The 25813-nt window shown below is 64.3% G+C and carries 24 protein-coding genes and 1 tRNA gene; 9 read left to right on the forward strand and 16 right to left on the reverse strand.

From position 1 onward, the window contains the following. The first annotated feature begins 202 nt into the window (after window positions 1-202). The 4 genes from G6R19_RS13125 to G6R19_RS13140 all read left to right on the forward strand — a co-directional run bounded on the left by G6R19_RS13125 (window position 203) and on the right by G6R19_RS13140 (window position 4001). Window positions 203-943: a GntR family transcriptional regulator gene (locus G6R19_RS13125; RefSeq protein ID WP_163165602.1), complete on the forward strand. Its 741-nt coding sequence runs from the start codon at window positions 203-205 to the stop codon at window positions 941-943. Window positions 944-961: 18 nt separating this feature from the next. Further along, window positions 962-1855, forward strand: coding sequence for a 5-deoxy-glucuronate isomerase (gene iolB / locus G6R19_RS13130; RefSeq protein WP_163165604.1), 894 nt, complete (start codon window positions 962-964; stop codon window positions 1853-1855). 32 nt (window positions 1856-1887) lie between these two features. Then, entirely contained in the window at window positions 1888-2910 is a 1023-nt protein-coding gene (locus G6R19_RS13135) for a LacI family DNA-binding transcriptional regulator (RefSeq protein ID WP_163165606.1), read from the forward strand. 110 nt (window positions 2911-3020) lie between these two features. Next, on the forward strand, window positions 3021-4001 hold the full coding sequence (locus tag G6R19_RS13140; RefSeq protein ID WP_163165790.1) for a sugar phosphate isomerase/epimerase: 981 nt from the start codon (window positions 3021-3023) through the stop codon (window positions 3999-4001). On the opposite strand, the gene G6R19_RS13145 is transcribed toward G6R19_RS13140, so the two are convergent. Then, on the reverse strand, window positions 3998-5236 hold the full coding sequence (locus G6R19_RS13145) for an MFS transporter (protein ID WP_163165608.1): 1239 nt from the start codon (window positions 5234-5236) through the stop codon (window positions 3998-4000). The genes G6R19_RS13140 and G6R19_RS13145 overlap by 4 nt on opposite strands. 156 nt (window positions 5237-5392) lie before the next feature. Here G6R19_RS13145 and G6R19_RS13150 point away from each other — a divergent pair, with 156 nt between their 5' ends. After that, window positions 5393-5842: a MarR family transcriptional regulator gene (locus G6R19_RS13150; RefSeq protein WP_163165610.1), complete on the forward strand. Its 450-nt coding sequence runs from the start codon at window positions 5393-5395 to the stop codon at window positions 5840-5842. A gap of 71 nt (window positions 5843-5913) precedes the next feature. On the opposite strand, the gene G6R19_RS13155 is transcribed toward G6R19_RS13150, so the two are convergent. The 9 genes from G6R19_RS13155 to G6R19_RS13195 all read right to left on the reverse strand — a co-directional run bounded on the left by G6R19_RS13155 (window position 5914) and on the right by G6R19_RS13195 (window position 16554). Continuing rightward, window positions 5914-7350, reverse strand: coding sequence for a sugar porter family MFS transporter (locus G6R19_RS13155; protein ID WP_163165612.1), 1437 nt, complete (start codon window positions 7348-7350; stop codon window positions 5914-5916). Then, window positions 7347-8222 carry a sugar phosphate isomerase/epimerase gene (locus G6R19_RS13160; RefSeq protein WP_163165614.1) on the reverse strand — a complete coding sequence of 292 codons (876 nt, stop codon included), beginning with the start codon at window positions 8220-8222 and terminating at the stop codon, window positions 7347-7349. The genes G6R19_RS13155 and G6R19_RS13160 overlap by 4 nt, the downstream gene beginning before the upstream one ends. A 114-nt stretch (window positions 8223-8336) precedes the next feature. Next, window positions 8337-9350 carry a Gfo/Idh/MocA family oxidoreductase gene (locus G6R19_RS13165; RefSeq protein ID WP_163165616.1) on the reverse strand — a complete coding sequence of 338 codons (1014 nt, stop codon included), beginning with the start codon at window positions 9348-9350 and terminating at the stop codon, window positions 8337-8339. A gap of 33 nt (window positions 9351-9383) precedes the next feature. Beyond that, complete coding sequence (locus tag G6R19_RS13170) at window positions 9384-10295, reverse strand: sugar phosphate isomerase/epimerase (RefSeq protein WP_163165618.1); 912 nt, start codon at window positions 10293-10295, stop codon at window positions 9384-9386. A gap of 139 nt (window positions 10296-10434) precedes the next feature. Further along, window positions 10435-11964, reverse strand: a complete 1530-nt coding sequence (locus G6R19_RS13175) for a CoA-acylating methylmalonate-semialdehyde dehydrogenase (RefSeq protein ID WP_163165620.1) — start codon at window positions 11962-11964, stop codon at window positions 10435-10437. Between the two features lie 31 nt (window positions 11965-11995). Next, the gene (iolD, locus tag G6R19_RS13180) at window positions 11996-13984 is read right to left on the reverse strand and encodes a 3D-(3,5/4)-trihydroxycyclohexane-1,2-dione acylhydrolase (decyclizing) (RefSeq protein WP_205484409.1); all 1989 of its coding nucleotides are present in this window, start codon (window positions 13982-13984) and stop codon (window positions 11996-11998) included. A 6-nt stretch (window positions 13985-13990) separates the two neighbouring features. Beyond that, complete coding sequence (locus G6R19_RS13185) at window positions 13991-14950, reverse strand: deoxyribose-phosphate aldolase (RefSeq protein WP_240341880.1); 960 nt, start codon at window positions 14948-14950, stop codon at window positions 13991-13993. A 2-nt stretch (window positions 14951-14952) separates the two neighbouring features. Continuing rightward, window positions 14953-15963, reverse strand: coding sequence for a 5-dehydro-2-deoxygluconokinase (gene iolC, locus G6R19_RS13190; protein ID WP_163165622.1), 1011 nt, complete (start codon window positions 15961-15963; stop codon window positions 14953-14955). Window positions 15964-16149: 186 nt separating this feature from the next. Next, a complete protein-coding gene (locus tag G6R19_RS13195; protein ID WP_163165624.1) occupies window positions 16150-16554 on the reverse strand; it encodes a tautomerase family protein in 405 nt (134 codons plus the stop codon). Window positions 16555-16704: 150 nt separating this feature from the next. Between G6R19_RS13195 and G6R19_RS13200 the strand changes: the two genes are divergently transcribed. Next, window positions 16705-17064: a metalloregulator ArsR/SmtB family transcription factor gene (locus G6R19_RS13200; protein ID WP_163165626.1), complete on the forward strand. Its 360-nt coding sequence runs from the start codon at window positions 16705-16707 to the stop codon at window positions 17062-17064. After that, a complete protein-coding gene (locus G6R19_RS13205; protein WP_163165628.1) occupies window positions 17061-17543 on the forward strand; it encodes an SRPBCC family protein in 483 nt (160 codons plus the stop codon). Before G6R19_RS13200 ends, G6R19_RS13205 begins: the two co-directional genes overlap by 4 nt. 149 nt (window positions 17544-17692) lie before the next feature. On the opposite strand, the gene sucD is transcribed toward G6R19_RS13205, so the two are convergent. The 5 genes from sucD to G6R19_RS13230 form a co-directional block, all read right to left on the reverse strand. Then, on the reverse strand, window positions 17693-18595 hold the full coding sequence (gene sucD, locus G6R19_RS13210) for a succinate--CoA ligase subunit alpha (protein ID WP_163165630.1): 903 nt from the start codon (window positions 18593-18595) through the stop codon (window positions 17693-17695). 12 nt (window positions 18596-18607) lie between these two features. Continuing rightward, a complete protein-coding gene (sucC, locus tag G6R19_RS13215; RefSeq protein ID WP_163165632.1) occupies window positions 18608-19777 on the reverse strand; it encodes an ADP-forming succinate--CoA ligase subunit beta in 1170 nt (389 codons plus the stop codon). Window positions 19778-19999: 222 nt separating this feature from the next. Next, window positions 20000-20707: a hypothetical protein gene (locus G6R19_RS13220; protein ID WP_163165634.1), complete on the reverse strand. Its 708-nt coding sequence runs from the start codon at window positions 20705-20707 to the stop codon at window positions 20000-20002. Between the two features lie 60 nt (window positions 20708-20767). After that, window positions 20768-23320: a DNA helicase PcrA gene (gene pcrA / locus G6R19_RS13225; protein WP_163165636.1), complete on the reverse strand. Its 2553-nt coding sequence runs from the start codon at window positions 23318-23320 to the stop codon at window positions 20768-20770. A 77-nt stretch (window positions 23321-23397) separates the two neighbouring features. After that, entirely contained in the window at window positions 23398-24228 is an 831-nt protein-coding gene (locus G6R19_RS13230; RefSeq protein ID WP_163165638.1) for an inositol monophosphatase family protein, read from the reverse strand. A 32-nt stretch (window positions 24229-24260) separates the two neighbouring features. On the opposite strand from G6R19_RS13230, the gene G6R19_RS13235 reads away from it, so the two are divergent. After that, entirely contained in the window at window positions 24261-24893 is a 633-nt protein-coding gene (locus tag G6R19_RS13235; RefSeq protein ID WP_163165640.1) for a hypothetical protein, read from the forward strand. Here the strand turns inward: G6R19_RS13235 and G6R19_RS13240 are convergent. Beyond that, a complete protein-coding gene (locus G6R19_RS13240) occupies window positions 24890-25657 on the reverse strand; it encodes a DUF998 domain-containing protein (protein WP_163165642.1) in 768 nt (255 codons plus the stop codon). The two genes, G6R19_RS13235 and G6R19_RS13240, sit on opposite strands and share 4 nt — an antisense overlap. An 83-nt stretch (window positions 25658-25740) precedes the next feature. Between G6R19_RS13240 and G6R19_RS13245 the strand changes: the two genes are divergently transcribed. Then, window positions 25741-25813, forward strand: a tRNA-Arg gene (locus tag G6R19_RS13245).

Below are 25813 nucleotides of genomic sequence, written 5' to 3' on the forward strand. Positions count from 1 at the left end.
CGTCAAGGAAAAGTCTTAATGTCAGAACAATTTGCTCCGGGTTAGGGGTGCCCTTGGGCCCGCCCCACCTCTTGACCCGCCCCGCGCGCCTGCTACGATCAAAGGCGAAAGTATGTCCTATCAAGAGAACATATGATGGCAAAGCAGCCGCTTCGGCCTTAGGGGGCCGGGCTGGGCCGCAACCAGGAACAGGAAACAAGACGTGGCGAACAACCTGGGTCTCAGCATCGACCGATCCTCTCCCGTCCCCCTGTACCACCAGGTGGTACAGGGCATAGAAGCAGCGATCTACAGCGGTGTCCTGGAACCGGGCAGCCGCCTGGACAATGAGATCGACCTCGCGGCCCAGCTGAACCTTTCCCGTCCTACTATGCGCAAGGCCATGGATGAGCTGGTCAGGTCCGGGCTCCTGGTGCGCAAAAGGGGTGTGGGAACGCAGGTGGTGTCGAGCCAGGTGCGCCGTCCGCTGGAGCTCTCCAGCCTCTACGACGACCTCACCAACAACGGCAAAAAGCCCACTACCGAGGTCCTGAGCTTTTCCCATGTGGAAGCCGATGACGCCATCCTCGCTACCCTGCAGCTTCCTGCCGGATCCAAGGTGTACCATTTCACCCGGCTGCGGAAAGTGGGCGGCAAACCACTTGCACTCATGGAGAACTGGGTGCGGGATGACATTGCCGCCATGGACGAGGCAATGCTCGCGGCCGAAGGCCTTTATGCAATCCTCCGCAGGGGCGGAGTCAACTTCCGGCTGGCCAACCAGCGCATCGGCGCCATGATCGCCAACGATTACCAGGCCTCCATGCTCGACACAGCTGCCGGGTCCGCCCTGGTCACCATGGAACGCACGGCCGTGGACGATACCGGCCGCCGCGTGGAAACCGGGCACCACGTGTACCGGGCGGATTCCTACAGCTTTGAAATGACACTCGTACAGCGCTAACACAAAGGAGCCACCTCCATGACCAACTGGGTCTACCCGCTCGGCACCGCCACTGACGGCACATGGGATGTCTCGATCGGAACCTCCGACTCTTCTCTCACCGTGGACGGGTGGGCACACACGGGCCTGAAGGTCGCCACCCTTACGGCAGGGGCCGACGTCGTACTCCCAGCTGCCGCTGAGGAACGCATCGTTGTGCCGCTCAGCGGCTCCTTCACCGTTACCGTGGCTGGGATGGAGTGCAAGCTGAACGGCCGCCCGTCCGTGTTCCACGGACCCAGCGACGTCCTCTATTCAGGAACGGGACGCGACGTCACCATCAGCTCTGCCGACGGCGGCCGGGTTGCCGTTGCCACCGCCCCGGCGGGCGCCTCCTACCCCACACGGTTGGTGACGGCGGCAGAAACGCCGGTGGAACTGCGCGGGGCCGGCAATTGCTCCCGCCAGGTCCACAACTTCGGCACCCCGGCTGCACTCGAAGCCGACCGTTTCATTGTGTGCGAGGTCCTCACCCCGGCCGGCAACTGGTCTTCCTACCCTCCGCATAAGCACGACGAGGAAAAGGACGGCGAAACCCACCTCGAGGAAATCTATTACTTCGAGACGAGGGTTGCCGACGGGTCTGCTGCGCCTGCCGACGCCGACGCCATCGGCTACCAGCGCGTCTACGCGTCCGATGAGCGGCCCATCGACGTCTCTGCCGAGGTCCGCACGGGCGATGTGGTCCTGGTCCCCTACGGCTGGCACGGCCCGGCCATGGCGGCGCCAGGCTATGACCTCTACTACCTGAACGTGATGGCCGGCCCGGGTCCGGTCCGTGAATGGCTGATCAGCGACGACCCGCACCACGGCTGGGTGCGTCAAAGCTGGGACGCCCAGGACATTGATCCGCGGTTGCCGTTCGGATCCTAGGTACCCCGCTTTCACTGGCATGATGGAGTCTTGTGAAGCAGACTCCCGCCGCCAACCGGCCCGTCACCATGGAGGATGTCGCCCGTGAAGCAGGCGTAAGCCGGGCACTGGTGTCGTTGGTCATGCGTGACTCGCCAAAGGTCTCGCCGGGCAAACGTGCCGCCGTCCTCGAAACGGCCGACGCCTTGGGCTATTCCCCCAACCGGTTGGCGAGCCGCCTGGCCAGCCACCGCACCAAAACTTTGGGCGTCCTCTTCCTCGACCTTCACAACCCGGTTTTTGCTGACATCTACGACGGCATCGCTGAAGGCATCGAGGGCAGCGGCAACCAAATGATGGTCGCCGTGGGCTCGGCAGATCCCAGGACAGAACTGGAGGCGGTCCGCTCATTCGTGGATCTCCGGGCGGACGGCGTCCTCCTTGCCGGTTACACCGGTTCGGAGGGAGATCTGGCATCGGCCCTCCGAGGGACTCCCGCCGTCGTCATCACACGGGAGTTGGATGCCGACGGCGTTGATTCTGTCCTCACTGACGACTTCCAGTCCGGGGTACTTGCCGTGGAGCACCTCCATGAACTGGGACACCGACGCATCGCCCACGTAGACATCTCCGACTGGCTTCCCTACACCGCCCGCAGGGAGGGCTACCTTCACGCGATGGAGCAGTTCGGTTTGGAACCAATGCTGGTCCACAGCGACATGACCGAGCGCGGCTCACGGGAGGTGATGGAGAATTTCCTGGCTACCGGCACCCCCTTGCCCACAGCGATTTTTACCCACAATGACCTCACCGCAATGGGCGTCATGGAAGCCCTGCACGCCCACGGCCTGGCGGTTCCGGACGACGTGGCAATTATCGGCTGCGACAACATCGAAGTGGCAGCCTCGCCCCTGATTGGGCTCACGTCCATCGACCAGCACGCCCGTGAGCTCGGCCGCTCCGCAGCAGAAGTCATGCTGGACAGAATTGCGCAGCCAGGCGGCCCCGCTATCACCCGCAAACTTGAACCAGCCTTGATGGTCCGCAATTCCACCGCCGGGAGCACCAAGCAATAACTGCCCGGTGGAACCCCGCCAACTCATTGACACGGGAATTAGAGCGCTCTAATCTGAGGGATAATCCTCCGCACTTCAGAAAGCCGAGCCATCCCATGCCTGAAAACCACATCAAGCTAGGCGTCTACACCGCCATCCTGCACCAGTACGGGTTGCCCGAAGCCCTGAAGACCATCAAGGATCTTGGGCTTGACGGCGCGGAGATCAATGCCGGCGGCTTCATCGGCACCCCGCACCTGCCGGTTGAAGACATCCTCTCGTCCGATGCCGCCGTCGACGACTACCTCGGGACGTTCGCTGAAGCTGGCATCGCCCTCACCGGACTGAACGTCAACGGCAACCCACTCCACCCGGACACGGAAGTCCGCGAAAAGCACAGTGCGGACCTGCAGCGCTCCATAGAACTCGCTGCCCGCCTCGGCGTGAAGCGCATCGTAGCCATGTCAGGGCTCCCGGGCGGCCACCCGGGCGCGACAGCGCCCAACTGGGCCGTAAACCCCTGGGACAGCGCCTACCTGGACATCCTGGACTACCAGTGGGACATCGCCGTGGACTACTGGAAGGACGTCAACGCCCGCGCTGCGGGCCATGACGTCAAGGTGGCCATTGAAATGCATCCCCAAAACCTCGTCTTCAATCCGGCCACGATGATCCGCCTCGTAGAGCGGACCGGAGCGACGCATGTTGGCGCTGAGATGGACCCGAGCCACCTTTTTTGGCAGGGAATCGACCCGGTCGCCGCCATCAAGCACTTGGGCCCGCTCGTGTTCCATGCGGCCGCGAAGGACACCCGGATAAACGAAGCCTGCAAGATTAACGGGGTTCTGGATGACCGATTCCGGCGCCTCTCCCCCGACGAGGAGCGCCTCAACATCGGCGGCCGCTACTTCGTCAACGAGTGGCCCAGGAACTCGAGCTGGGACTTCGTCGCTGTCGGCCGCGGACACGACGTCGAGTTCTGGCGGGACTTCCTGGCCGCCCTTGCCGACGTGGACCCGGGCATGGCCGTGAACATCGAACATGAAGATATGGAACTGGGCCGCATTGAGGGCCTCCAGGTCGCCGCGGCAATCTTGAAGGCAGCACTCTAGAGGCCGGCGCGCACCTCACGCACTGCAGGCTGGGCTGGGTCGGCGGGGGAATCTGCAGCATTGCCTGACCCGCCGGCAACTACAGCTGACCGGCGCGCCTTGGCTGCCGCCAATGCCATGACCACCAATCCCACCAGTGTGATGCCGGCACCTGCCCAGATGGGTGAGGTGTAGCCGAGCCCTGCTGTGATGGTGACACCGCCCAGCCAGGCACCCAGGGCATTGCCCACGTTGAACGCGCCGATGTTGGCACCCGAGGCCAGGGTGGGTGCGCTGCTGGCGTACTTCATCACCCGCATCTGCAGGCCGGGAACAGTGGCGAAGCCGAAGCCGCCCATCAGGACCAGCGATGCTACGGTCACTGCCTGATTGGCGGCAGTGAGCGCGAAAACCACAAGGATTGCAGAAAGTGCAGCCAGCACCACCAGCAGGGTCCGGTCCACGTTGCGGTCAGCTGCCCTGCCGCCCAGGGTGTTGCCGGCGAAGAGGCCCAGGCCAAAGATGATCAGCAGCCACGGAACGGTGGTGGAGGCGAAACCGGAGACTTCGGTGAGGGTGTAGGCAATGTAGGTGAAGGCGCCGAACATGCCGCCGAACCCAAGGATGGTCACCACGATGGAGAGCCATACCTGCCCCGAACGGAAGGCCTGCAGCTCGCGGCGCAGCCCACCGGCGTCGCCCTTTGTCCCGGCATTGCCGGGGACCAGCGCCAGGATCCCGGCGAGCGCCACCACACCGATTACCGTGATGGCCCAGAACGTGGCGCGCCACCCCGCAGCCTGGCCCAGCAGGGTTCCGAACGGAACACCCAGGACGTTTGCCGCCGTCAGCCCGGTGAACATCAGGGCGATGGCGCCCGCCTTCTTTGCCGGGGCAACCATGTCCGCGGCCACGACTGCACCAATGCCAAAAAATGCTCCATGGGCGAGTGCCGCGATAACCCGCCCCAGCATCATGGGCCAGTAGTCTGCGGCTGTGGCGGACAGCAGGTTGCCCACGATGAAGAGGACCAGCAGGCCGGCCAGCACGGGTTTACGGTCAAGGCGCGTTACCGCTGCCGTCAGCCCCAGTGCTCCCACCACTACAGCCAGCGCATAACCGGAAATGAGCCATCCTGCCGATGCTTCAGTGACACCGAAATCGGCCGCCACTTCAGGGAGCAGCCCCATAATGACGAACTCCGTCAATCCAATTCCAAACCCGCCGAGGGCGAGGGCAATGAGGCCGATAGGCATGGGGGTGCTCCTTTGAGCTGTACTCCGTAGGGAAAGGCGTCTAGAATAGTTGCAGACGCGCGGTATTTATTGTTGCACATGCAAATATCCCGCGCAAGCAACTACTAATCGATGCAACAGGTGTACCTTGTGGGGCCGCCTCTGAGGAGTAATGTCATGGGCATTAAGGACGACGCTGTCGAGGTCCGCGCGCAGGGCTGGCGGACCTTGGCGGCCCTTCACGGCCTGATCGAGAACCAGCTGGAGCGTGCCCTTCAGGCTGGCTCGAAACTGTCAGTTGTGGAGTACACAGTCCTGGACGCCCTCAGTCGGCAGGACGGCTGGCACATGCGGATGCAGCAGCTGGCCCGGGCCAGCGCCCTCAGCCCCAGCGCCACCACGCGTCTGGTCAACCGGCTGGAGGACAGGGGGCTCCTGACCCGCATTCTTTGCGACGACGACCGGCGCGGCATCTACACGGAACTGACCCCGAGCGGCATCAGCCTCCTGGAGGAAGCGCGGCCCGTTCATGACGCCACACTGGAGCGTGCCCTGGACGAGGCCCAGGGCATCCCCGAACTGGCCACACTCGTGAACGCGCTGCCAAAGCTACACGCCCGGACGTAGCCACGAAATGATGCCCCCTTGAGACAGGCTCAAAGGGGCATCATTCGAAGGTGTTCTGCGGTGGAGACTGACTAAACAATGGGGCCCGTGGCTGCGCCGGCCTTCGTTCCCGCCACATTCTTGAAGTAGTGTTCCAAGTCCTCAAGGCTCTTGTCCTTGGTTTCCGGAACGTACTTTGCGGCGAAGGCAATAGCGCCCACTCCCAGTACGGCGAACACGAAGAACGTGTTGGACAGCCCGATGGCGGCCAGGAGCTGCGGGAAGCCGAAGCCCACCAGGAAATTCACGATCCACAGCACGAAGGCGGAAGCGCCCATTCCCAGGCCGCGCATCTTCAGCGGGAAGATTTCTGACAGCATCAGCCAGGTCACTGGTGAGATGGCCCCCTGCTGGAACGCGAGGAAGGTGACCGTCAGCGCCAGGATGACGAAGCCGCGGGCGGCGCCCTCGGGCAGGATCAGCGAGAACAGGCCGATCAGCAGCAGGGCCGACGTCGTTCCCACCTGCCCCGTGATCAGCATCCGCCGGCGCCCTGCTTTGCCCAGCAGCCAGATGCCCACAAACGTGGCGAGCACTGAGATCACGCCGTTGGCGATGTTGGCCGTCAGCGCTGCTTCCCGGCCGAAACCTGACTGCGAGAGGATCTGCGTGCCGTAGTACATGATGGAGTTCACGCCGGTGATCTGCTGGATCACGGCAAGGCCGAGGCCCACCATAAAGATCCGGCGGAGCCACGGGATGTTCAGGTCCTTCCACGAGCCCATCTTGGACTTATAGTCCTCCACGGCCATCGCCTTGACCTCTTCGAACTCCGTCCGCGCCTCGGCGTGTGACCGGATGCGCTGCAGCACGCTGAGCGTTTCGCCGAAGCTGCCCATCGACGCCAGCCAGCGCGGGCTCTCCGGCATAAAGTTCATACCGATCCACAGGGCGATGGCCGGAAGCGTAGCGATCACCAGCATCCAGCGCCAGATGCCGCCGGCTTCTCCGAAGGTATTGCCGAGGTAAGCGTTGAAGATGAACGCCAGCAGCTGCCCGGTGACGATCATCAATTCGTTCTGGGTGACGATCCGTCCGCGGCGTGCGCTGGGCGAGACCTCGGCGAGGTACACGGGCACGGTCACGGAAGCGCCACCAACAGCCAGGCCCAGCACGAACCTGGCGGCGATCATCACCTCGGTGTTCGGTGCGAAGGTGCAGGCGAGCGTGCCCACGAGGAAGATGACCGCAAGGACCATGATCATCCTGCGCCGGCCGTTACGGTCCGCGAGGCGGCCGCCAAAAAGGGCGCCGAACGCTGCGCCGAACAGCAGGGAGGACGTCACCAGCCCCTCGGTCAGCGGCGTTAGCCCCAGGTCCTCCTGCATGTAGGGCAGGGCACCGTTGATCACGCCGGTGTCGTAACCGAAGAGAAGGCCGCCGAAGGTGGAGATGATGGTGACGGTACGGAGTGCCTTTTGATGGTTGCCCGGCTTCGCCCCGGTTTTCGCAGGAACAGGGGCACTCATACGCTGACCTTTTGCACGTACTGCTTCATCGTCTCCAGCTGGTACCGGGAGACGTCCTCGGCGTGCTCATCCTCCGCAAAGACGCTGGACACCATAACGGTATTATCCCGGTCCAGGAAGCCGATCTCCTTCAGGCCGCCGAAAAACTCGTCCCAGTTGACGTCGCCGTCGCCGATCTTCAGGTGCTGGTGGACGCGCACCGGATTCCCCGGCGGGTTGGTGATGTAGCGGAGGCCGTGCGAGGCATGGTGGTTCATTGTGTCGGCCACGTGGACCAGGCGCAGCCTGTCCCCGGCAGCCCGCATAATCTCCAGCGGCTGGTTCTTCATGTGGAAGCTGTGCGACGCCACGTACACCAGGCCCACGTTCTTCGAGTTGAGCCCGCGGATGACGCGGATGGCTGCGAGGCCTTCCTCCACGAAGTCGTCCGGGTGCGGGTCGATCAGCAGGTCGATGCCCTCGCGCTCGATGATCGGGAGCAGTTCCTCCATGGACCGGTAGAAGGCCCGCTCGGATTCCTCGGCCTTTTCCGGCCGGCCGCTGAACTCGGTGTTGATGGTGCCGACGCCGAGGTCAACCGTAATCTGGATGGCACGCTTCCAGTAGCGAACTGCCGCTTCGCGGGCGTCCTCGTCCGGGCCGGACCAGCGAAGGACCGGCAGGACGGAGGCGATTTCGATTCCCGCATCCCGGCACGCCTTGTTCAGCTGGCCCACCAGTTCATCGTCCGCTTTGGGGTGGTTATAGAACGGGATGAAGTCCGCGTGCGGAGTCATCTGCATGTACTTGTAGCCGAGGTCCGCGACCACTTTGGGGAACTCAAGCAGGCTGTGCGTGTGGTGGAACGGGGTGGGGTCAAGTGCGATTTTCACGAAAAACACTCCATTGTGGATCAGTAAGGCTACCGAGGGAGTTTTTGTCCAGATATGCAGGGCTGGGAGGCCTGGAAGTCGGCTTACGTGGACAAAAACTCCCTCGGAAGGGCTTTAGCGGTAAAGGTCGGGCTTTGGCGCGAGCTTTACCGCCACCTTTTCGCCGTTCTTCTGTGCCTCGACGCCGGCCTCACAGCATGCCGCGGTAGCGTAACCGTCCCAGGCAGTGGGACCGCCGATTTCGCCCTTGAGCGCCGCGTCCACCCAGGACTGGATTTCGACGTCGTACGCCGCTCCGAAGCGCTCTTCGAAACCGGGGGTGACGTTGCCGCCCCAACGGCCCGCGCTGCGGGTGTAGGGACCCCTGTCCCCGCCGATGCTGACGATACCTTCTTCGAAGGAGGCCTGGGTGGCCACTTCGTAGCCAAATTTTGCATTGACGTAGATCTCGACGTCGGCCAGGACGCCGGACTCGGTCTCGAGCAGGACGTGCTGGGGATCGTGCTGGCCGGAAGGTGCGTTTTTGGTGGCCTTGCCGAGGCGGACCTGGACGCTGGTAATCTCCTCGCCGGTGAAGAAGCGGATGGCGTCAAACTCGTGGACTACCGAGTCATTGATCAGCATCTCGTTCGTGAAGCCTGCTGGAGTGGTGGGGTTGCGGTGCTGGTGGTGCAGCATGAGCAGCTCGCCCAGTTCATGGTCACGGATGATCTTGCCCAGGGAGGCGTACTCTGCGTCGAAGCGGCGCATGAAGCCCACCTGGATGCGCTTGCGGCCCAGGTCAACCTCGGCCTGGACGATCTTCCAGGAGGACTCCGCATCCGGTGTGAGGGGCTTTTCGCAGAGGATCGGGATGTCCTTGGCGATCGCCTTCAGCAGGATGTCCTCGTGCAGGAAGCCGGGGGTGGCGATAAGCACGGCGTTGACATCGCCGTTGTTGAGGGCTTCCTCGGCGTCGGCGAGGGCGACGGCACCCGGGATTCCTTCGATAGCGGCCTGTGCACGCGAGAGGTCAACGTCCACGACGGCGGCAACTTCGGCTCCGTGGATCCGGGTGTGGAGACGCTGGATGTGGTCGGCGCCCATACGTCCGGCACCGATGACGGCTACGCGGAGGGTTTCAGTCATTGTTTTGTCCTTCGATGGCTGGAATTGATGAGGTTAGCTGACGGCGGTACGGGAACCGCAGGACAGCAGGTAGTTGCGGGTCCGCTTGGCGATGGGCATGGGAACGTCGAAGGCGACGGGGTACATGTCCTGCTCAACGATTCCGAAGATGGGGCGGTCCAGGGCTTCCACGGCTTCGATGACGGCGCGGAGGTCCGGCAGTCCGTTCGGCGGCTCGGTCATAACGCCGGCCAGGTTGGCGGCGGCCCAGGTCATGTTTTCCTCATTGACCTTCTTGAGGATCTCCGGGTTGATCTGCTTCAGGTGCAGGTAGCCGATCCGGTCCGGGTAATTCTTGATGAGGTCCAGGCTTGAGGCGCCGCAGTATTCCGCGTGGCCGGTGTCGAGGCACAGGTTCAGGTACTGCGGATCCGTGGCGCCTAGCAACGTCTCGATGTCCGCCTGGGCTCCCACGTGGGAGTCGGCGTGGGAGTGGAACTGCTGCTTCAGGCCGAAGTCCTCCAGCAGGGTCTTGCCCAGGCGGTTGTGCCCGGCGAACAGGTCGCTCCAGGCCTTGTCGCTGAGCGTTCCGCTTTCCACGGCTTCGCCGGTGACGTCGTCACGCCACATGGCCGGGATGACCACGATGTGCTCGCCGCCCAAGGCTGCCGTCAGTTCAGCCACCTTGCGGGCCGGCTCCCAGGCGGCTTCCCACTGGTCCAGGCCGCGGTGGAACGCGGTGAACACTGTGCCGGCGGTGACCTTGAGGTCGCGCTGCTTCAGTTCCTCCGCCAGCCGGGTGGGGTCGGTGGGAAGGTAGCCGTAGGGTCCCAGCTCTATCCAGTTGTAGCCCGATTCGGCCACCTCATCCAGGAACCGTTCCCATGGCGTCTGCTTGGGATCGTCCGCAAACCACACACCCCAGGAGTCCGGAGCGGTGCCGATGATCAGTTTGTTCTCAGTCATGACAGCGTTGTCTTTCTCTTCGTTGGCAGGGGCCACGACCCCTTGCCTGGCTGTGGAGCCACATCGGCGAGGGTCCCTGCTTGAGCTTGCGAAGGTTGGGAGCCGATGGGGACTTGCGAGGCAAGGGTGGCGTTGGGGATCAGTTCGACGGGAAGTCGTAGGAGGCGCCGGAGGCGTGGTGGGTTTCGGGCCAGCGGGAAGTGATGACCTTGCCGCGGGTGTAGAACGATACGCCTTCGGGGCCGTAGATGTGCTTGTCGCCGAAGAGCGAGGCTTTCCAGCCACCGAAGGAGTGGTGGGCCACCGGTACCGGCAGCGGCACGTTGATGCCGATCATGCCCACGGAGACGGAGCGCTGGAACTTCCGGGCTGCTGCGCCGGAGGAGGTGAAGATGGCGGTGCCGTTGCCGTAGGGGTTGGCATTGATGAGGTTGATGCCGTCCTCGAGGGTGTCGACGCGGACCACAACGAGGACGGGGCCGAAGATTTCCTCGGTGTAGGCGGTCATTCCGGTCTTGACGTGGTCGATGACGGTGGGACCCACCCAGAAGCCGTCTTCGTGGCCGGGGACCACCAGGTCGCGGCCGTCCACCACCATCGCCGCGCCTGCGGTTTCGGCTTCGGTGACGATCTTGACGATGCGTTCCTTGGAGGCCGGGGTGATGACCGGGCCCATTTCGGCGTCGGGGGCGGTGCCGTTGTTGACCTTCACGGCAAGGGCGCGTCCTTCGACCTTTTTCACGATCAGGTCCGCGGCGTCCCCGACGGCAACGGCGACGGAGATGGCCATGCAGCGTTCCCCGGCGGAGCCGAAGGCGGCGGCGGCGAGGTGGTCCGCGGCGTTGTCCAGGTCGGCGTCGGGCATGACGATGGCGTGGTTCTTCGCCCCTCCCAGGGCCTGGACGCGCTTGCCGTGCTTGGTGGCGGTTTCGTGGACGTACTGGGCGATCGGGGTGGAGCCGACGAAGGAGATGCCGTCCACGTCCGGGTGGGTGAGCAGCCCGTCGACGGTTTCTTTGTCGCCGTGCAGGACCTGGAACACACCGTCCGGCAGGCCGGCCTGCTTCCACAGCTTGGCCAGCAGCATGGAGGCGGAGGGGTCGCGTTCGGAGGGCTTGAGGATGAACGCGTTGCCGGTGGCGATGGCCATCGGCGCCATCCACAACGGCACCATAACGGGGAAGTTAAAGGGGGTGATGCCGGCGACCACGCCGAGGGGCTCGCGGAAGGAGAAGACGTCGATGCCGGTGGAGACCTGGTCCGAGTAATCGCCCTTGAGCAGGGTGGGGATGCCGCAGGCGTATTCGATGACTTCCAGGCCGCGGCCGATCTCGCCCTTGGCGTCGGAGAGGACCTTGCCATGCTCGGCCGTGATCAGGGCGGCGAGCTCGTCCACATGGGCGGCGACGAGTTCGCGGAACTTGAACAGGACGGCGGTGCGCTTGGCCAGGGAGATGTCGCCCCAGGTGTCGGCGGCTTTGCGGGCGGCGGCGACGGTGGCGTCCAGGTCGGCGCGGTTGGCCAGGCGCAGCTCCGCACTGACCTGCCCTGTGGCCGGGTTGTACACGGACGTGGTGCGGTCGCCTTCGCCGGCGGTTTCGGCGCCATTGATGAAGTGGTTGATGACGGTGGTCTGTGTATCGGTGGTCTGGGTGGTGGTGGCAGTCATGGGGACTCTTCCTTGAGTAAGAGGTGCGGGGTCAGCCGAGCAGTTTGCGCTGGCGGTTCTTTTGGTCGGTGTAGGTCTGGAAGGCTTGCTTCGTGGAGTCCAGTTCGGAGACCTGGGAGACGGGGACGTCCCACCAGGACTCGGAGCTGGGGGCGTCCAAGAGCGGGTCGGATTCGACGTGGATCAGGATTGGTCCGCCGCGTTCCGGTGCTGCTTTGGCGTCGCGGATGGCCTGTTCGAGCTCGGCAATGACCTTCTCCCCCGGTTCGATCCGGATGACCTTCACGCCCAGGGACTCGGCGTTCAGGGCCAGGTCCACGGGGAGGGTTTCGCCCTCGTCGAAGCTGTGCTGTTCCTCGTTCAGGGCACGGTACTGGGTGCCGAAGCGCTGGGAGCCCAAGGATTCGGAGAGCGAGCCGATGGAGGCGTAGCCGTGGTTCTGGATCAGTACCACGATCAGCTTGATGCGTTCGGCGACGGCGGTGACCAGTTCGGTGTGCATCATCAGGTAGGAGCCGTCCCCTACCATCACGACGACGTCCCGCACCTCTGAGGTGCCCGTCCCGCCGGTGCCGCCTGCCGCCGTCGTGCTTGCTGCTTCGGCGAGGGCCGCGCGCTTGACGCCAAGGCCGCCGGGGATTTCGTAGCCCATGCAGGAGTACGCGTATTCGACGTGGTAGCCGAACGGGTCCCTGACCCGCCACATCTTGTGCAGGTCACCGGGCAGCGAACCGGCCGCGCAGATCACCACGTCCTGGGCGTCCATGGCCCGGGAGGTGGCCCCGATGATTTCGTTCTGCGCCGGCAGCGGGGTGTAGCGGGTATCGAACGCCTCGTCCACGGTGGCGTCCCAGCGCTGCTTCTCGGCAACGACCTTTTGCTCCAGGTCGGCGCCCACACGGTAACCGCCCAAGGCTGCGTTGAGCTTGACCAGTGCCTTGCGGGCATCGGCCACGATGGGAAGCGTGGTGCCGTGCTTGTACGCGTCGATCGGTGCGACGTTGATGTTGATGAACTTTACGTCCGGGTTCTGGAACGCCGTCCGCGACGCCGTAGTGAAGTCCTCATAACGGGTGCCGATCCCGATGATCAGGTCCGCCTCCGCGGCGATGGCGTTCGCCGCCGTCGTGCCGGTGGAGCCAATGGCGCCGAGGGAGAACTGGTGGTCCCACGGCAGGACCCCCATGCCGGCCTGAGTGTTCCCCACCGGAATGCCGGTCACCTCGACGAATCTGGCGAGTTCTTCGTTTGCGTAGGCGTACAGGACACCGCCGCCTGCGATGATCAGCGGCCTCTTTGCGGCACGGATGGCGTCAGCGGCGCGGCGGATGTCGTCGTCGTCCGCGTCCGGGCGGCGGATCCGCCACTCCCGCTCAGCCAGGAACTCCTCGGGAACGTCGAAGGCCTCGGCCTGGACGTCCTGCGGCAGTGAGATGGTCACGGCCCCGGTCTCAGCCGGGTCGGTCAGGACGCGCAGGCCGTGGTGGAAGGCGGAGAACAGCTGCTCGGGCCGGGTGACGCGGTCAAAGAACTTGGACAGCGGCCGGAAGGCGTCGTTGACAGTGATGTCGTAGGCGTAGGGCTGCTCCAGCTGCTGCAGCACCGGGTCCGCGGCACGGGTGGCGAACGTGTCGGACGGCAGCAGCAGCACCGGAAGCCGGTTGGTGGTGGCAAGCGCGGCGCCGGTGAGCAGGTTCGAGGAACCCGGGCCGATCGAGGTGCTGACCGCGAAGGTCTGGCGGCGGCGGGTGTGCCGGGCATACCCCACCGCCTGGTGGACCTGGGCCTGTTCGTTCCGGCCCTGGTAGTACGGCATGATCGCCGGGTCCAGCTGCTGGTACTGCTTCAGGGCCTGGCCAACACCGGCCACATTGCCGTGGCCGAAGATGCCGAACGTGCCGGGAATGAGACGCTCACGGTACTCAGTTCCGCCGATGGAATCGACCGTGTACTGCTTCGAAAGGTACTCGACGACGGCCTGCGCCACCGTCATCCTGCGTGTTCCTGTTGTTGTTCCCATGGAAAGCTACTCCGATACTTCTGCGGTGTGGTGAAGAAGGGAAGCGGCCGCGGCGACGGCGCCCGCGACATCGCCGTCAGCCGGATAGAGCAGGGTGCGGCCCACGGTGAGGCCCTGGACGCCGGGCAGGGCCAGGGCGGCCTGCCAGCTGGCGAAAACCTCGTCCTGGGTACCGGCCGGGTCCCCGCCCAACAGGACTGTGGGCATGGTGGTGGCGGCCATCACCCGTTCCATCTCCGCCACCACGGGCAGCTTCATCCAGGTATAGGCGCTGGTGGAACCAAGGCCTTCGGCAATCGCGATGGACTTGATCACGGCGTTGGTGGACAGGTCGTTGCGGACCCTGCCGTTTTCCCGGACCGACAGGAACGGCTCCACCATTGCGATCAGCTTGCGCTCCGCCAGGGAATCGATGGCCTTGGCAGTGGCCTCCAGGGTCACCACAGTGTCCGGATCACCCAGGCAGATACGGGTCAGCATCTTCCCGCCATCAGCGCCCAGTGCTTCCAGCGCCGCAGCGGTGTGGCCGGTGAAGCGGTCATCGAATTCGTTGACCAGTCCGGACAGGCCGCCGCGGTTCATTGAGCCGAACACCAGCTTGCCGTCCAGGGCGCCCAGCAGGAGCAGGTCGTCCATGATGTCCGGCGAGGCCAGGACACCGTCGACGGCAGGGTTCGCCAGTGCTATCTGGAGCCGGTCCAGGAGTTGGCGGCGGTCCGCCATGGCCACCGGATCATTTCCGACGGCGAGTGCACCGCGGGCCGGGTGGTCTGCCGCGACGATGAAATTTTGCTGCCCGGCCTTGACGCCGGGGTGGCGGCGCCGCGATACCGCTGCGCGGGCTACAGCTTCCGGGTCTTCGAGCCGGATGCTGCTCAAGTGCTCATACCGGCGGGGATCGTCATCCACCTCGAAGGCGAAGGCGGCAGTTTTGGGGCTGCTCTGGCTGGTGTTGGAAACGTTGATGCTCACAGTGCTGCTCCTTCGGTGGCAAGCTGCGGAGCGATGCCGGGAATGTGGCGGCCGCGTTCAGCGAGCAGCGAGGTGACCTCTTCCGGCGTCGGCATGGCATCGGCGCACGAGAGGCGGGAAGCGACGATGGCGCCGGCGGCGTTGGCGTAGTCCAGGACTTGGGCCAACGGCCAGCCGGACAGCAGTCCGTGACAGAAGGCGCCCCCAAACGAGTCGCCTGCTCCCAGGCCGTTGAGGGTTTCCACCGGAACCGGGGCGGAGACAACGCGCTCACTACGGGTCTTGGCCATCACGCCTTCGGGGCCAAGTTTGACGACGGCGATCTCAACGCCGGCGGCCAGCAGCCGGTCCGCCTGCTCATCGGGAGTGCCCTCGCCTACGGCTACGGCACATTCCTTGTCATTGCCGATGGCGACGGTGACGTGCGGCAGGACCTTGGCCACCTCAGCCCGGGCCTCTTCCTCGGAGGCCCAGAACATAGGGCGGTAATCCAGGTCGAGGATTGTGAACTGACCATCGGCCAAACCGGTCCGGGGGCGTGCCTCGTGAGCCCTGATGTGGGCCTCACGGCTGGGCTCCTGGCACAGGCCGGTTACGGTGGACCAGAAGATCCCCGCCTCGCGGATGGCGTCCAGGTCAAGTTCTTCGGCCTTGATCTGCAGGTCCGGAGCGGTGGGAAAGCGGCCGTAGAAATACAGCGGGAAGTCTTCCGGCGGCTTGATCGCGCAGAACGTGACCGCCGTGGGGTACTCCTTCACAGGGGAAACGAAGGCGTCGTCGACGCCGAACTTGTGCAGTTCCCGGTGCAGGTACTTGCCGAAAGCATCATCGCCGGTGCGGGTGATGACGCCTGCCCGGCGGCCGTGCCGGGCAGCGGCTACCGCTACGTTCGAAGGGGAACCCCCGAGGTATTTCCCGAAGGACGTGACGTCCTCCAGGTCCACCCCGATGTCGTTCGGGTAGATATCAACGCTGATGCGCCCGATCGTAAGAAGCTCGTGGGTCACGATAATCGTGGACCTTTCTGGTGTGGAACTCGGGACCTCTGAACTGCAGGTACTCCGGGACTGGCAGGCCGTGGTGCAGGCCACAGGCACTACTTTGCCGTAGATTACATGTCCTGTCAAAAGTTTGTACTGACATACTTACAACAACTTTAGAGCGCGCTACTTTTGGCACATGGCGGGCAGCCCCTACTTCCGCGGTACGGCCAGTTCCCCGGTCACATACTGGGCCCGGCCGAACCCGAAGGACCAGTCACCGGCAGTGTTTTCCACGTAGCCGATGAAGACATCCTCGCCGGCAACCCCCACCCCGGACAGCTTCTCTGCCACAGCCGCGAACAGCCGCTGCTTCGCCTCCTGCGTCCGGCCGGCCTGGGTAAATATCTGGATCATTACCACTCCCCCGGTCCGCTCGAACCCGAGACCGGCGTCCTGGGCGAAGATCTGCCCCTGCGGGTGTTCGGTAAGGATATGGAAGTAGTCCCGCTCGGGGATGCCATATTCGGCAAGGATTGCGTCATGGACGCCCCGGCTAAGCCGCTGCAACTCTTCTGCGCTGCGGCCTTCATTCACATCAATACGTACAAGTGGCACTTTCGGTCCTCCTCGAGAGTTTGTACTGACATACTAACAAAGTTAGGCTCTGCGAAACAAGGGTCGAGGGTCTTGAAGTCGATGGCAAACAGGCGTAGTCTTAAACAATCAAAAGGTTGATAAACAATTAGATTGAATAAGAAGGCCGCGATGGACACCGAGAGCATAGCGCTGGACTCGGCCTTTATGGCCCTGGCCGACCCCGTGCGGCGGAGCATCATCGCCCGGCTCTGCCGGGGACCGGCCACGGTAAATGAACTGGCGGAACCATTCGAAATTTCCAAGCAGGCAGTTTCGAAGCACATCCAGGTACTCGAGCAGGCGCAGCTGGTCACCCGCACCCGGGAGGCCCAGCGCAGGCCCGTTCACCTGAACCCCGCACGGCTGGAGGCACTCACCGCCTGGATCGACCAGTACAGGTTGGTCCGCGAGGAACAGTTCCGCAGTCTCGACGCCGTGCTTCAATCCAGCGCCGGGCATGACGGCGCCAAGGCAAAGGAAAAACAATGACCAACGCACTGAAGCTCTCGGTTCCCGAAGGCCTTCCCTATATCGACTACGAGCGCGAGTTCGATTTCCCCGTCGCGGATGTTTTCCGGGCCCACAAGGAACCGGACCTGATCGTCCAGTGGCTTGGTCCGCGGGGTTACAAGATGGATATTGACCACTACGATTTCCGGACTGGAGGCAGCTACAGCTACCTGCATACCGGACCGGAGGGTGTCCCCTATGAGTTCAAGGGCATCTTCCACACGGTGCGCGAGAACGAGTTCGCCATCCAGACCTTCGAGTTCGGCGGGTACCCGGATGTGGTCAGCCTGGAATTCATGACGTTTGAGGACCTCGGGAACGGCCGGACGCGGCTGCGGGGCCACTCCGTCTACCCCTCCCAGGAGGCCCGCGACGGGATGGCGCAGTCCGGAATGGAAGGCGGCATGAGTGAAGGCTACGAGCGCCTGGATGAGCTGCTCACCGGCGCCAAGGTCTAGGAGGCAGGAGTACGACGTCGTCCGGTCACCTCCCAGGGGAAGGTGACCGGACGACGTCGTACTTTAAACAGCAACGCGGGGTCACTCCGTGCCCATCCACGCGTGTGGAAAGGGCGGGAAGTGACCCCGCGTTTGTTCTAACTGAGCTGTTAGAGGGCTGCGAAAACCTCGCGCAGCAGCTTGGCGGTTTCGGACGGCGTCTTGCCGACCTTGACGCCTGCAGCCTCAAGGGCTTCCTTCTTGGCTTGGGCGGTTCCGGCAGAGCCGGAGACGATGGCGCCGGCGTGGCCCATGGTCTTGCCTTCGGGAGCCGTGAAGCCGGCGACGTAGCCAACAACCGGCTTGGTGACGTTGGCCTTGATGAAGTCCGCCGCACGCTCTTCGGCGTCGCCGCCGATTTCGCCGATCATCACGATCGCCTTGGTCTCAGGGTCGGCCTCGAACGCGGCCAGGGCGTCGATGTGGGTGGTGCCGATGATCGGGTCACCGCCGATGCCGATGGCGGTGGAGAAGCCGAGGTCGCGCAGCTCGTACATCATCTGGTAGGTCAGGGTTCCAGACTTGGAAACCAGGCCGATGGGGCCCTTGCCCGTGATGTTCGCCGGGGTGATTCCCACCAGGGCTTCGCCCGGAGTGATGATGCCGGGGCAGTTCGGGCCGATGATGCGGGTGACCTGGTTGCCCTCCGCGTCCACCGTGGCCTGGGCGAGGGCCCAGAATTCGGCGGAGTCCTGGACCGGCACGCCTTCGGTGATAACGACGACGAGGCCGATGCCTGCCTCGATGGCTTCTACGACCGCGCTTTTGGTGAATGCCGGCGGCACGAAGACGATGGAGACGTCAGCGCCGGTTTCTGCCATGGCTTCCTTGACGGTGCCGAAGACGGTGATTTCTTTGTCGCCGTGCAGGACCGTGGTGCCGGCCTTGCGGGCGTTCACGCCGCCGACGATGTTGGTGCCGGCCTTCAGCATCAGGGCGGTGTGCTTGGTGCCTTCGCCGCCGGTGATGCCCTGGACGATGACCTTGGAGTCTTTGTTCAGATAGATAGACATGTGGCTGTCCCTTTACTTAGCTGCGTTGGCGAGCTCGGCGGCCTTGTCGGCGCCCTCGTCCATGGTTGCGGCCAGGGTAACCAGCGGGTGGTTCGCCTCGGCCAGGATGCGGCGGCCTTCCTCAACGTTGTTGCCGTCGAGGCGGACTACCAGCGGCTTGTTCGCGTTGTGGCCCAGCTCGGCCAGCGCACCCACGATGCCCTTGGCGACGGCGTCACACGCGGTGATGCCGCCGAAGACGTTCACGAACACGGACTTGACCTGCTCATCGCCCAGGATGACGTCAAGGCCTGCGGCCATGACCTCGGCGGACGCTCCACCGCCGATGTCCAGGAAGTTGGCGGGCTTGACGTTGCCGTGGTTTTCACCGGCGTAGGCAACAACGTCCAGGGTGGACATGACCAGGCCGGCGCCGTTGCCGATGATGCCCACTTCGCCGTCCAGCTTGACGTAGTTCAGGTCCTGCGCCTTGGCCTTGGCCTCAAGCGGGTCAGCAGCGTCCTTGTCCTCGAGGAGTGCGTGCTTGGCGTGGCGGAATTCGGCGTTTTCGTCGAGGGTGACCTTGCCGTCCAGCGCGACGATCTCGCCGGCGCCGGTCTTGACGAGCGGGTTGACCTCAACGAGGGTGGCGTCTTCCTTCTTGAAGACGTCCCAGAGCTTGAGGATCACGGCGGCCACCTTGCCGCGGAGTTCCTCAGCGAAGCCTGCGGCTGCGACGATTTCGTCGGCCTTGGCCTGGTCGATGCCCACGGCGGGGTCGATGGCGATCTTGGCGAGCGCCTCGGGGCGTTCGACGGCGAGCTGTTCGATTTCCATGCCGCCTTCAACCGAGCACATGGCCAGGTAGTTGCGGTTGGCCCGGTCCAGAAGGACGGAGAAGTAGTATTCCTCGGCAATGTCGGCACCCTGGGCGATCATCACCTTGTTGACGGTGTGGCCCTTGATGTCCATGCCCAGGATGTTGGTGGAGTGCTCAAGTGCCTCGTCCGCGGACTTTGCCACCTTTACGCCGCCGGCCTTGCCGCGGCCGCCAACCTTGACCTGTGCCTTGACGACAGTTACGCCGCCGATCTTATCGGCAGCTGCCTTTGCTTCTTCTGGGGTGTGCGCCACGATGCCGGCAAGCACGGGTACACCGTGCGCCTCGAACATATCGCGCGCCTGGTATTCAAACAGGTCCACGGTTTAGTGTCCTTCTACGTCGAAGTAGTTTCTGTACAGTCGGACACCATCGAAGACGATGACCGGGCTGCGGAATTGCACGCACCGGCGGCCTGTTGGAAACGAGCCACGCGGCGTGATGCTCCACTGGGAACTCTAGTCCTTTGAAGGGACCGGCCCGTCCAAGACTACCGCTTATGTGAGTAAGGACACTATTCTATGGAGCGTAGAAAAACCGCGGAATTACGGGGTTTTTGAGGCCTCCGGCGGTGCCGGGGAGGCACTTTCGGCGGACCTGGAAATCAACTCGTAACGCTCCGGTGAAACAAAGAATCCGACTCCGGCGGACACGTTTCCGCATGCCACGCCACCGTTGTAGGCCGAACAGCGAAGTCCGTTCCCTTCGAGGTTCTGCCCCTCCCCCAGCACCTGCAACTGGGCCAGGGGACCGGCCTTGCTGCCGTTGGGGCCATACGTTGCTTCCATTTGTGTGACGCCGGAACGGCATTCTCCGTAGCGTGCGCTGTCCGGGGCCAGTACCGCGACGCCGCCCAAATAGCCCAGGTTGGTTCCAGCACAGTCGTCCTTGGCGTCACCCTGCTCCGGCTTGGGGTACCGGGCGAGTTCACAATGCGCCACGGGCACGGTTGCGAGCTTGTTGTTGGCGGTATCGCTGAAGTTGTTGGGCTCGTAAGGGAGGTTGACGTGCTCACCCCGGGCCGACGTGAGGGAACAAGCCACGCTGCGGTCTTCCGTGATGAAGGAGATAATCCCGTCACCGATCGAAAATCCTTCGGGGCTCACCAGCGCCGCCCGTTCCAGCTGTTCCAGCGGCGGCAGCGGTGCAGGCGGGACGTAACCCGGATCTTCGATGGTGATGGTGCAGGCCGTGGCCGCCGTCAAAATCAAGGCGGCGAAGATCCCCAGAACAGTCCGTCGCATGGCCCCCATTATGCTGTATGGCGCCGGCTCACCTGGAGCAATGGGGCCTTCGCGGTTCCGCTTTCGCTGCTAGGCGTCGAGCTTGGTGAGCGGCGCGTACCGCAGCAGCAACCGCTTTTCACCGACGTCGAACTTTACCTTTGCCACAGTCTTGTCCCCCGCTCCCTCGAGCGCCAGGACGGTTCCGTTACCGAAGCTCGCGTGGTTGACCTTGTCCCCCACGCTGACCGCAACGATCTCCTTCTGCGGCTGCACCCGGTTCCGGGCAATGACGGCCGGGACATCTGCGTTGAACCCGGCCGACGAATCAGCCGCTGCCCCTCGGGCTGTTCCGGCGCCCCAGAAGGATCCGCTGTACCGGTTCGAACCGATGGATCCGCCGCCCCAGCCGCCGGCCTGCCTGCTGGTTCCTTCACGCTTCCATTCCACCAGTTCGGCGGGGATTTCCTCCAGGAATTGGCTGGCGGGGTTGTACTGGCTCTGACCCCACATGCTCCGGACCTCGGAACGCGTGACATAAAGCCGTTTGCGGGCCCGGGTAAGGCCCACATAGGCGAGCCGGCGTTCTTCGGCCAGTTCCTTCGGGTCCGTGGCCGAGCGCTGGTGCGGGAACAGTCCATGCTCCATGCCGGTAAGGAATACCACGGGAAATTCGAGCCCCTTGGCGGTGTGCAGGGTCATCAGCGTGACCACTCCCAGCCGCTTGGCCTCCGCCACGGCGGCAGCAGTGTCCTCGGCGTCACCACCGGGGGCATCGGGGATCTGGTCGGCATCCGCCACCAGTGAGACCTGCTCCAGGAAAGCAGACAGAGACCCTTCCGGGTTCTCCTGCTCATACTCACGCACAACGGCCACGAGTTCCGCGAGGTTCTCCACCCTGGACTCGTCCTGGGGATCAGTGCTGGCGCGCAGCGCGGCCAGGTAACCGGTCTGCTCCAGGACTGCTTCAAGGGCCGCTGCGGCGCCTGAGCCCGCGGCCACTTCAGCGAGGTCATCCAGCAGCTTCACAAAGCCGAGGACCGCGTTGACGGAACGGGTTGCCATCGCCGGCGCCTGCTCGGCACGGCGGGCTGCTGCCATGAACGAAATGCGCTCACGCTGGGCGAGGGCGGCGACAGCTCCCTCGGCGCGGTCTCCGATGCCGCGCTTAGGTTCGTTGAGCACCCGGCGGAGGTTGACGTCGTCGTCCGGGTTAACCAGGACGCGAAGGTAGGCGAGGGCGTCCTTGATTTCCTTGCGCTCGTAGAAGCGCGTGCCGCCCACCACCTTGTACGGCAGGCCAACCCGGACCAGAACGTCTTCGATGGAGCGCGACTGGGCGTTGGTGCGGTAGAAGATAGCAACATCCCCCGGGCGGAGGTTGTCCTCATCCTGGAGCCGGTCAATCTCCTTGGCGATGAACTGGGCCTCGTCGTGCTCGTTCTCGCCCACGTAGCCGATGATTTTGTGGCCATCACCTTCGGCCGTCCACAGCCGCTTCTCGGGGCGGTTGGGGTTTCGCGAAATGACCGAGTTGGCCGCGGTGAGGATGTTCTGGGTGGAGCGGTAGTTCTGCTCCAGCTTGATGGTCCGTGCCTCGGGGTAGTCCTTTTCGAACTCCACGATGTTGCGGATATCCGCGCCGCGGAAAGCGTAGATGGACTGGTCCGAATCGCCCACCACGGTAAGCTCGGACGCTCCCGGGCCTTCCCCCACGATTTCCCGGACCAACGCGTACTGGGCGTGGTTGGTGTCTTGGTATTCATCTACCAGGACGTGCCGGAACCGGCGGCGGTAGGACTCGGCGAGCGCCGGAAAGGCACGGAACATGTAGACGGTCTCGGCGATGAGGTCGTCGAAGTCCATGGCGTTGGCCTGGCGCAGCCGCTGGGTATAGCCCTTGAAGACCTCGGCTACGGCCTGTTCGAAAGGATCGTTGTAGTTCGCGGCGGAGGAGTACGAATCGGCATCGATCAGTTCGTTCTTCAGCGCGGAAATCTTGTGCTGGATGGCCTTGGGCGCAAACTTCTTGGGATCCAGGTCCAGCGCTTTGGAGACCTGCGTGACCAGCCGGAGCGAGTCTGCGGAATCGTAGATGGAGAAGTTGGATTTCAGCCCGACGTTGGCGGCTTCCTGCCGGAGGATCCGGACGCAGGACGAGTGGAACGTGGAGATCCACATGATCTTGGCGCGGCCGCCCACCAGCACTTCAATGCGTTCCCGCATTTCAGCCGCGGCCTTGTTGGTGAAGGTGATGGCGAGGATTTCACCGTGGTGGGCCCGGCCGGTGGCGATCAGGTAGGCGATCCGGTTACTGAGCACCCGGGTTTTGCCCGACCCTGCGCCAGCCACGATCAGCAGTGCGGAACCGGCGTGTTTGACCGCCTCCTCCTGCTGCGGGTTCAAACCCTCCAGCAGCTGCGCCGCATCCGGGCGGTGGCTGCTGTGGCGGCGCACCTGTCCCTGCTCCCCCTCCTCCTGCCGGCTGCCAGGCAACCCGGGGCCCGGCTGGCTCTCCCAGGGCAGGCCACCGCCGGGACCGGCCGAGGTTACGACACCTTCCGGGCGGGCCTTGGTGCGGGCAGCGGCCGCGGGAGCGGCCTTGAAAGGTCCGTCAGAGTACGGGTCAAACAACATATCCATGGTGCCTACAAGTCTAGGCGGTGGGACCGACACCTCCTTCCAGCCTGTGGATTACGTGTTCAAGCTGGCGCCGGTTTCTAGGCCACCGAGCCGGACTCGAGCGCGGCGCGCAACTGGCGCACCGCCGTCGTGCCGCCTGCCATAAACCATTCCAGGCCGTTCACCCGGACAGTATCCACCGCACCGCCGGCCGCACGGACGATTGCCTTTCCCGGCAGCCAGTCCCACTCCGGGCAGCTGTGCTGGAACCAACATCCGAGCTGCCCGTCAGCTACCCGGCCGAGGTCGCAGGAGCCCGAACCGAGCATCCGCAAGGCGGCGGCAGAGGTGGCAGCCGCATGCCAGGGCATGGCGCAGAGTGGGTCCATGAGCCAACTGGGGTGGATGTAGGTGGCAGCCCCGAGCTCGGCTACGGCAGTGCCGTTGCGCGCCCCTCTGTCCTCGTGGAACACCGTCAGGGGTTCGCCATTCAGGGTGGAAGGATGCGCCCTGCCGCCCAGCCAGAGCTTGTCTTCCTCCGGCTGGAAAATGGCACCGAGCACCACGTCGGAGGAATCCTTCAGCGCGATGGCCGAGCACCAGTACGTGGATCCATGCAGGAAGTTGTAGGTGCCGTCCACAGGGTCGATGACCCAGGTGCGTCCGCTGGTCCCGTGCACCGAGGCGCCTTCCTCCCCGAGGATCCCGTCCGCGGGACGGCAGCGCTGCAGCTGTTCCAGCACGTAGGCCTCGGCGGCGTGGTCCGCAGCGGTCACCACATCCGAGATGGACGTCTTCTGCTCCGACTGCAGGCCTGCCATCCGCATGAGCAGCGCCAGCTGCCCGGCTTCGCGGACCAGGGCTGCAGCCAGCTGGTAGTCGTCCAAGGAGGGGTCGAGTTCAACAGCACTGTGCCGGCCAATGGTCATGGCTTCAGTTTATGGGGCGGGATAATGGTGCCATGGCCAAAACCCCTGCCCAGCGGATCAAGAAGCACGGCTCCAAGGCGGCTGTCCCGCAGCACCACCTCCCGCCCGTGGTCAATCCCACCACGGCACGCACGCCGCAGAAGGCCGAAAACAACGGCAACCTCATCCTGATCGCCGGCGTGGTGGCCAGCCTGTTCCTGTTCTGGTACCTCCACCTGCTGACGCTTGACCAGCTGCGGCAGCTCTCCGGCGGCCTGGCCATGCCGGATTCGCTGGTCGGCGGGTTCGACCCGGCCTACATCAACCAGCTGCACCCGGCCATGAATGAGGAAGCCCGCGGCCAGCTCAACTACGTCCACAAGACGGCCGGCACCCTGTTCCCGCTGATCTTCGGGTTCACCTGGCTGCTGCTGATCGGGACGAGCGTGGCCAGGAAAGCCGTGCGCTGGGCTTTGTGGGCGCTCCCCCTGCTGTTTGTGGTGGCCCGGCTTTGGGGCAACGCCGCCATCGACGGCATGCTGGCAACGGAAACGCCTGACGCCGGCCAGGTCGCCCTGGCCTCAGGCCTCACCGTCGCCGGCTGGGTCCTGCTGGTCCTGAGCCTGCTGGCCGGGGCTGCGGCGGTGCTTCTGCGGGCGCGGAAGCCCAGAGACCACGAAGCCTAAAGCCGCTGGCCAACTGCGGCAGCAGCCCTGACCTGCTTCCGGTGCCGATGCACCCGCTGCGCTATAACCAAACCGGCGGTGGCCATCCCCACGGTCACCGGGTAGCCCATAAGCCGCTCCAGGGTGCCTGGTTCCGGCACATGCATGCCGGTCAGGCCGCCCGTTACCAGGGCGGCAGCGGACACGGTGCCGCAGGCCAGGATGAACCAGGCCATCGCTGTCTTCCGCAGCCAGAGGAAACCCAGGACCAACAGGGCGACCGCCCCGGCAATGAAGTACATGACTGCGCCGGCCATGTGCCAGCCGGAGCCAACATCCTCCGGCACCAGTCCCACAATCACCGTTCCGGCTCCCGCCGTTCCTGTCAGCACCCGCACGGCCACCGCGGCCAGCCAAGGTGCCCGACGGCCCGGCCGGACCCGGGCGCCGGCCAGGGCAGCCACACACAGCAGCCCCGAGCTCAGGAGCAGCGCCCCCAGCAGCATCCCCAGCCCCTGGACCACGAACGATGCGTTCATCAGCCAGTTCAGCGGGGAACACACCTCCCGGCCGTCAAAGACGCCGCAGTTGATGGCCCCGAGGTCGCTGATGTAGCCGGTGCGCAGGTCATAGGGCCGGGGACCGGCCCAGGCGCCAATCACCGCCGCCTCCGCCGCAAAATACTGCAGCACGCTGAGCACGGACCAGGCACCGATGTACTGCCGGGTGGAGGTGGTGTCCGGGATGAACGCCACGGATTGGGCGGCGGACGGCGCTGAACTCATGCTTTGAGCGTAGTACGGCTCCGCACCTTGTATGCTTGTATCCGTGTCCGGCCGGACCGGCCTTGCCGATCCATCGGATGCCCGCCCTCGTAGCTCAGTGGATAGAGCACGGCTCTCCTAAAGCCGGTGTCGTTGGTTCGATTCCAATCGAGGGCA

This window comes from Arthrobacter sp. Alg241-R88 (assembly GCF_900537115.1).
GTDB lineage: Bacteria > Actinomycetota > Actinomycetes > Actinomycetales > Micrococcaceae > Arthrobacter.

What these genes read in the sequence shown, in the direction of transcription:
- iolB (WP_163165604.1), top strand. Translation starts at nt 962, where the DNA reads ATGACCAACTGGGTCTACCCGCTCGGCACCGCCACTGACGGCACATGG.
- G6R19_RS13145 (WP_163165608.1), bottom strand. Translation starts at nt 5,236, where the DNA reads ATGCCTATCGGCCTCATTGCCCTCGCCCTCGGCGGGTTTGGAATTGGA.
- G6R19_RS13150 (WP_163165610.1), top strand. Translation starts at nt 5,393, where the DNA reads ATGGGCATTAAGGACGACGCTGTCGAGGTCCGCGCGCAGGGCTGGCGG.
- G6R19_RS13155 (WP_163165612.1), bottom strand. Translation starts at nt 7,350, where the DNA reads ATGAGTGCCCCTGTTCCTGCGAAAACCGGGGCGAAGCCGGGCAACCAT.
- G6R19_RS13165 (WP_163165616.1), bottom strand. Translation starts at nt 9,350, where the DNA reads ATGACTGAAACCCTCCGCGTAGCCGTCATCGGTGCCGGACGTATGGGC.
- G6R19_RS13170 (WP_163165618.1), bottom strand. Translation starts at nt 10,295, where the DNA reads ATGACTGAGAACAAACTGATCATCGGCACCGCTCCGGACTCCTGGGGT.
- G6R19_RS13175 (WP_163165620.1), bottom strand. Translation starts at nt 11,964, where the DNA reads ATGACTGCCACCACCACCCAGACCACCGATACACAGACCACCGTCATC.
- iolD (WP_205484409.1), bottom strand. Translation starts at nt 13,984, where the DNA reads ATGGGAACAACAACAGGAACACGCAGGATGACGGTGGCGCAGGCCGTC.
- G6R19_RS13200 (WP_163165626.1), top strand. Translation starts at nt 16,705, where the DNA reads ATGGACACCGAGAGCATAGCGCTGGACTCGGCCTTTATGGCCCTGGCC.
- G6R19_RS13205 (WP_163165628.1), top strand. Translation starts at nt 17,061, where the DNA reads ATGACCAACGCACTGAAGCTCTCGGTTCCCGAAGGCCTTCCCTATATC.
- sucD (WP_163165630.1), bottom strand. Translation starts at nt 18,595, where the DNA reads ATGTCTATCTATCTGAACAAAGACTCCAAGGTCATCGTCCAGGGCATC.
- G6R19_RS13220 (WP_163165634.1), bottom strand. Translation starts at nt 20,707, where the DNA reads ATGGGGGCCATGCGACGGACTGTTCTGGGGATCTTCGCCGCCTTGATT.
- pcrA (WP_163165636.1), bottom strand. Translation starts at nt 23,320, where the DNA reads ATGGATATGTTGTTTGACCCGTACTCTGACGGACCTTTCAAGGCCGCT.
- G6R19_RS13230 (WP_163165638.1), bottom strand. Translation starts at nt 24,228, where the DNA reads ATGACCATTGGCCGGCACAGTGCTGTTGAACTCGACCCCTCCTTGGAC.
- G6R19_RS13235 (WP_163165640.1), top strand. Translation starts at nt 24,261, where the DNA reads ATGGCCAAAACCCCTGCCCAGCGGATCAAGAAGCACGGCTCCAAGGCG.
- G6R19_RS13240 (WP_163165642.1), bottom strand. Translation starts at nt 25,657, where the DNA reads ATGAGTTCAGCGCCGTCCGCCGCCCAATCCGTGGCGTTCATCCCGGAC.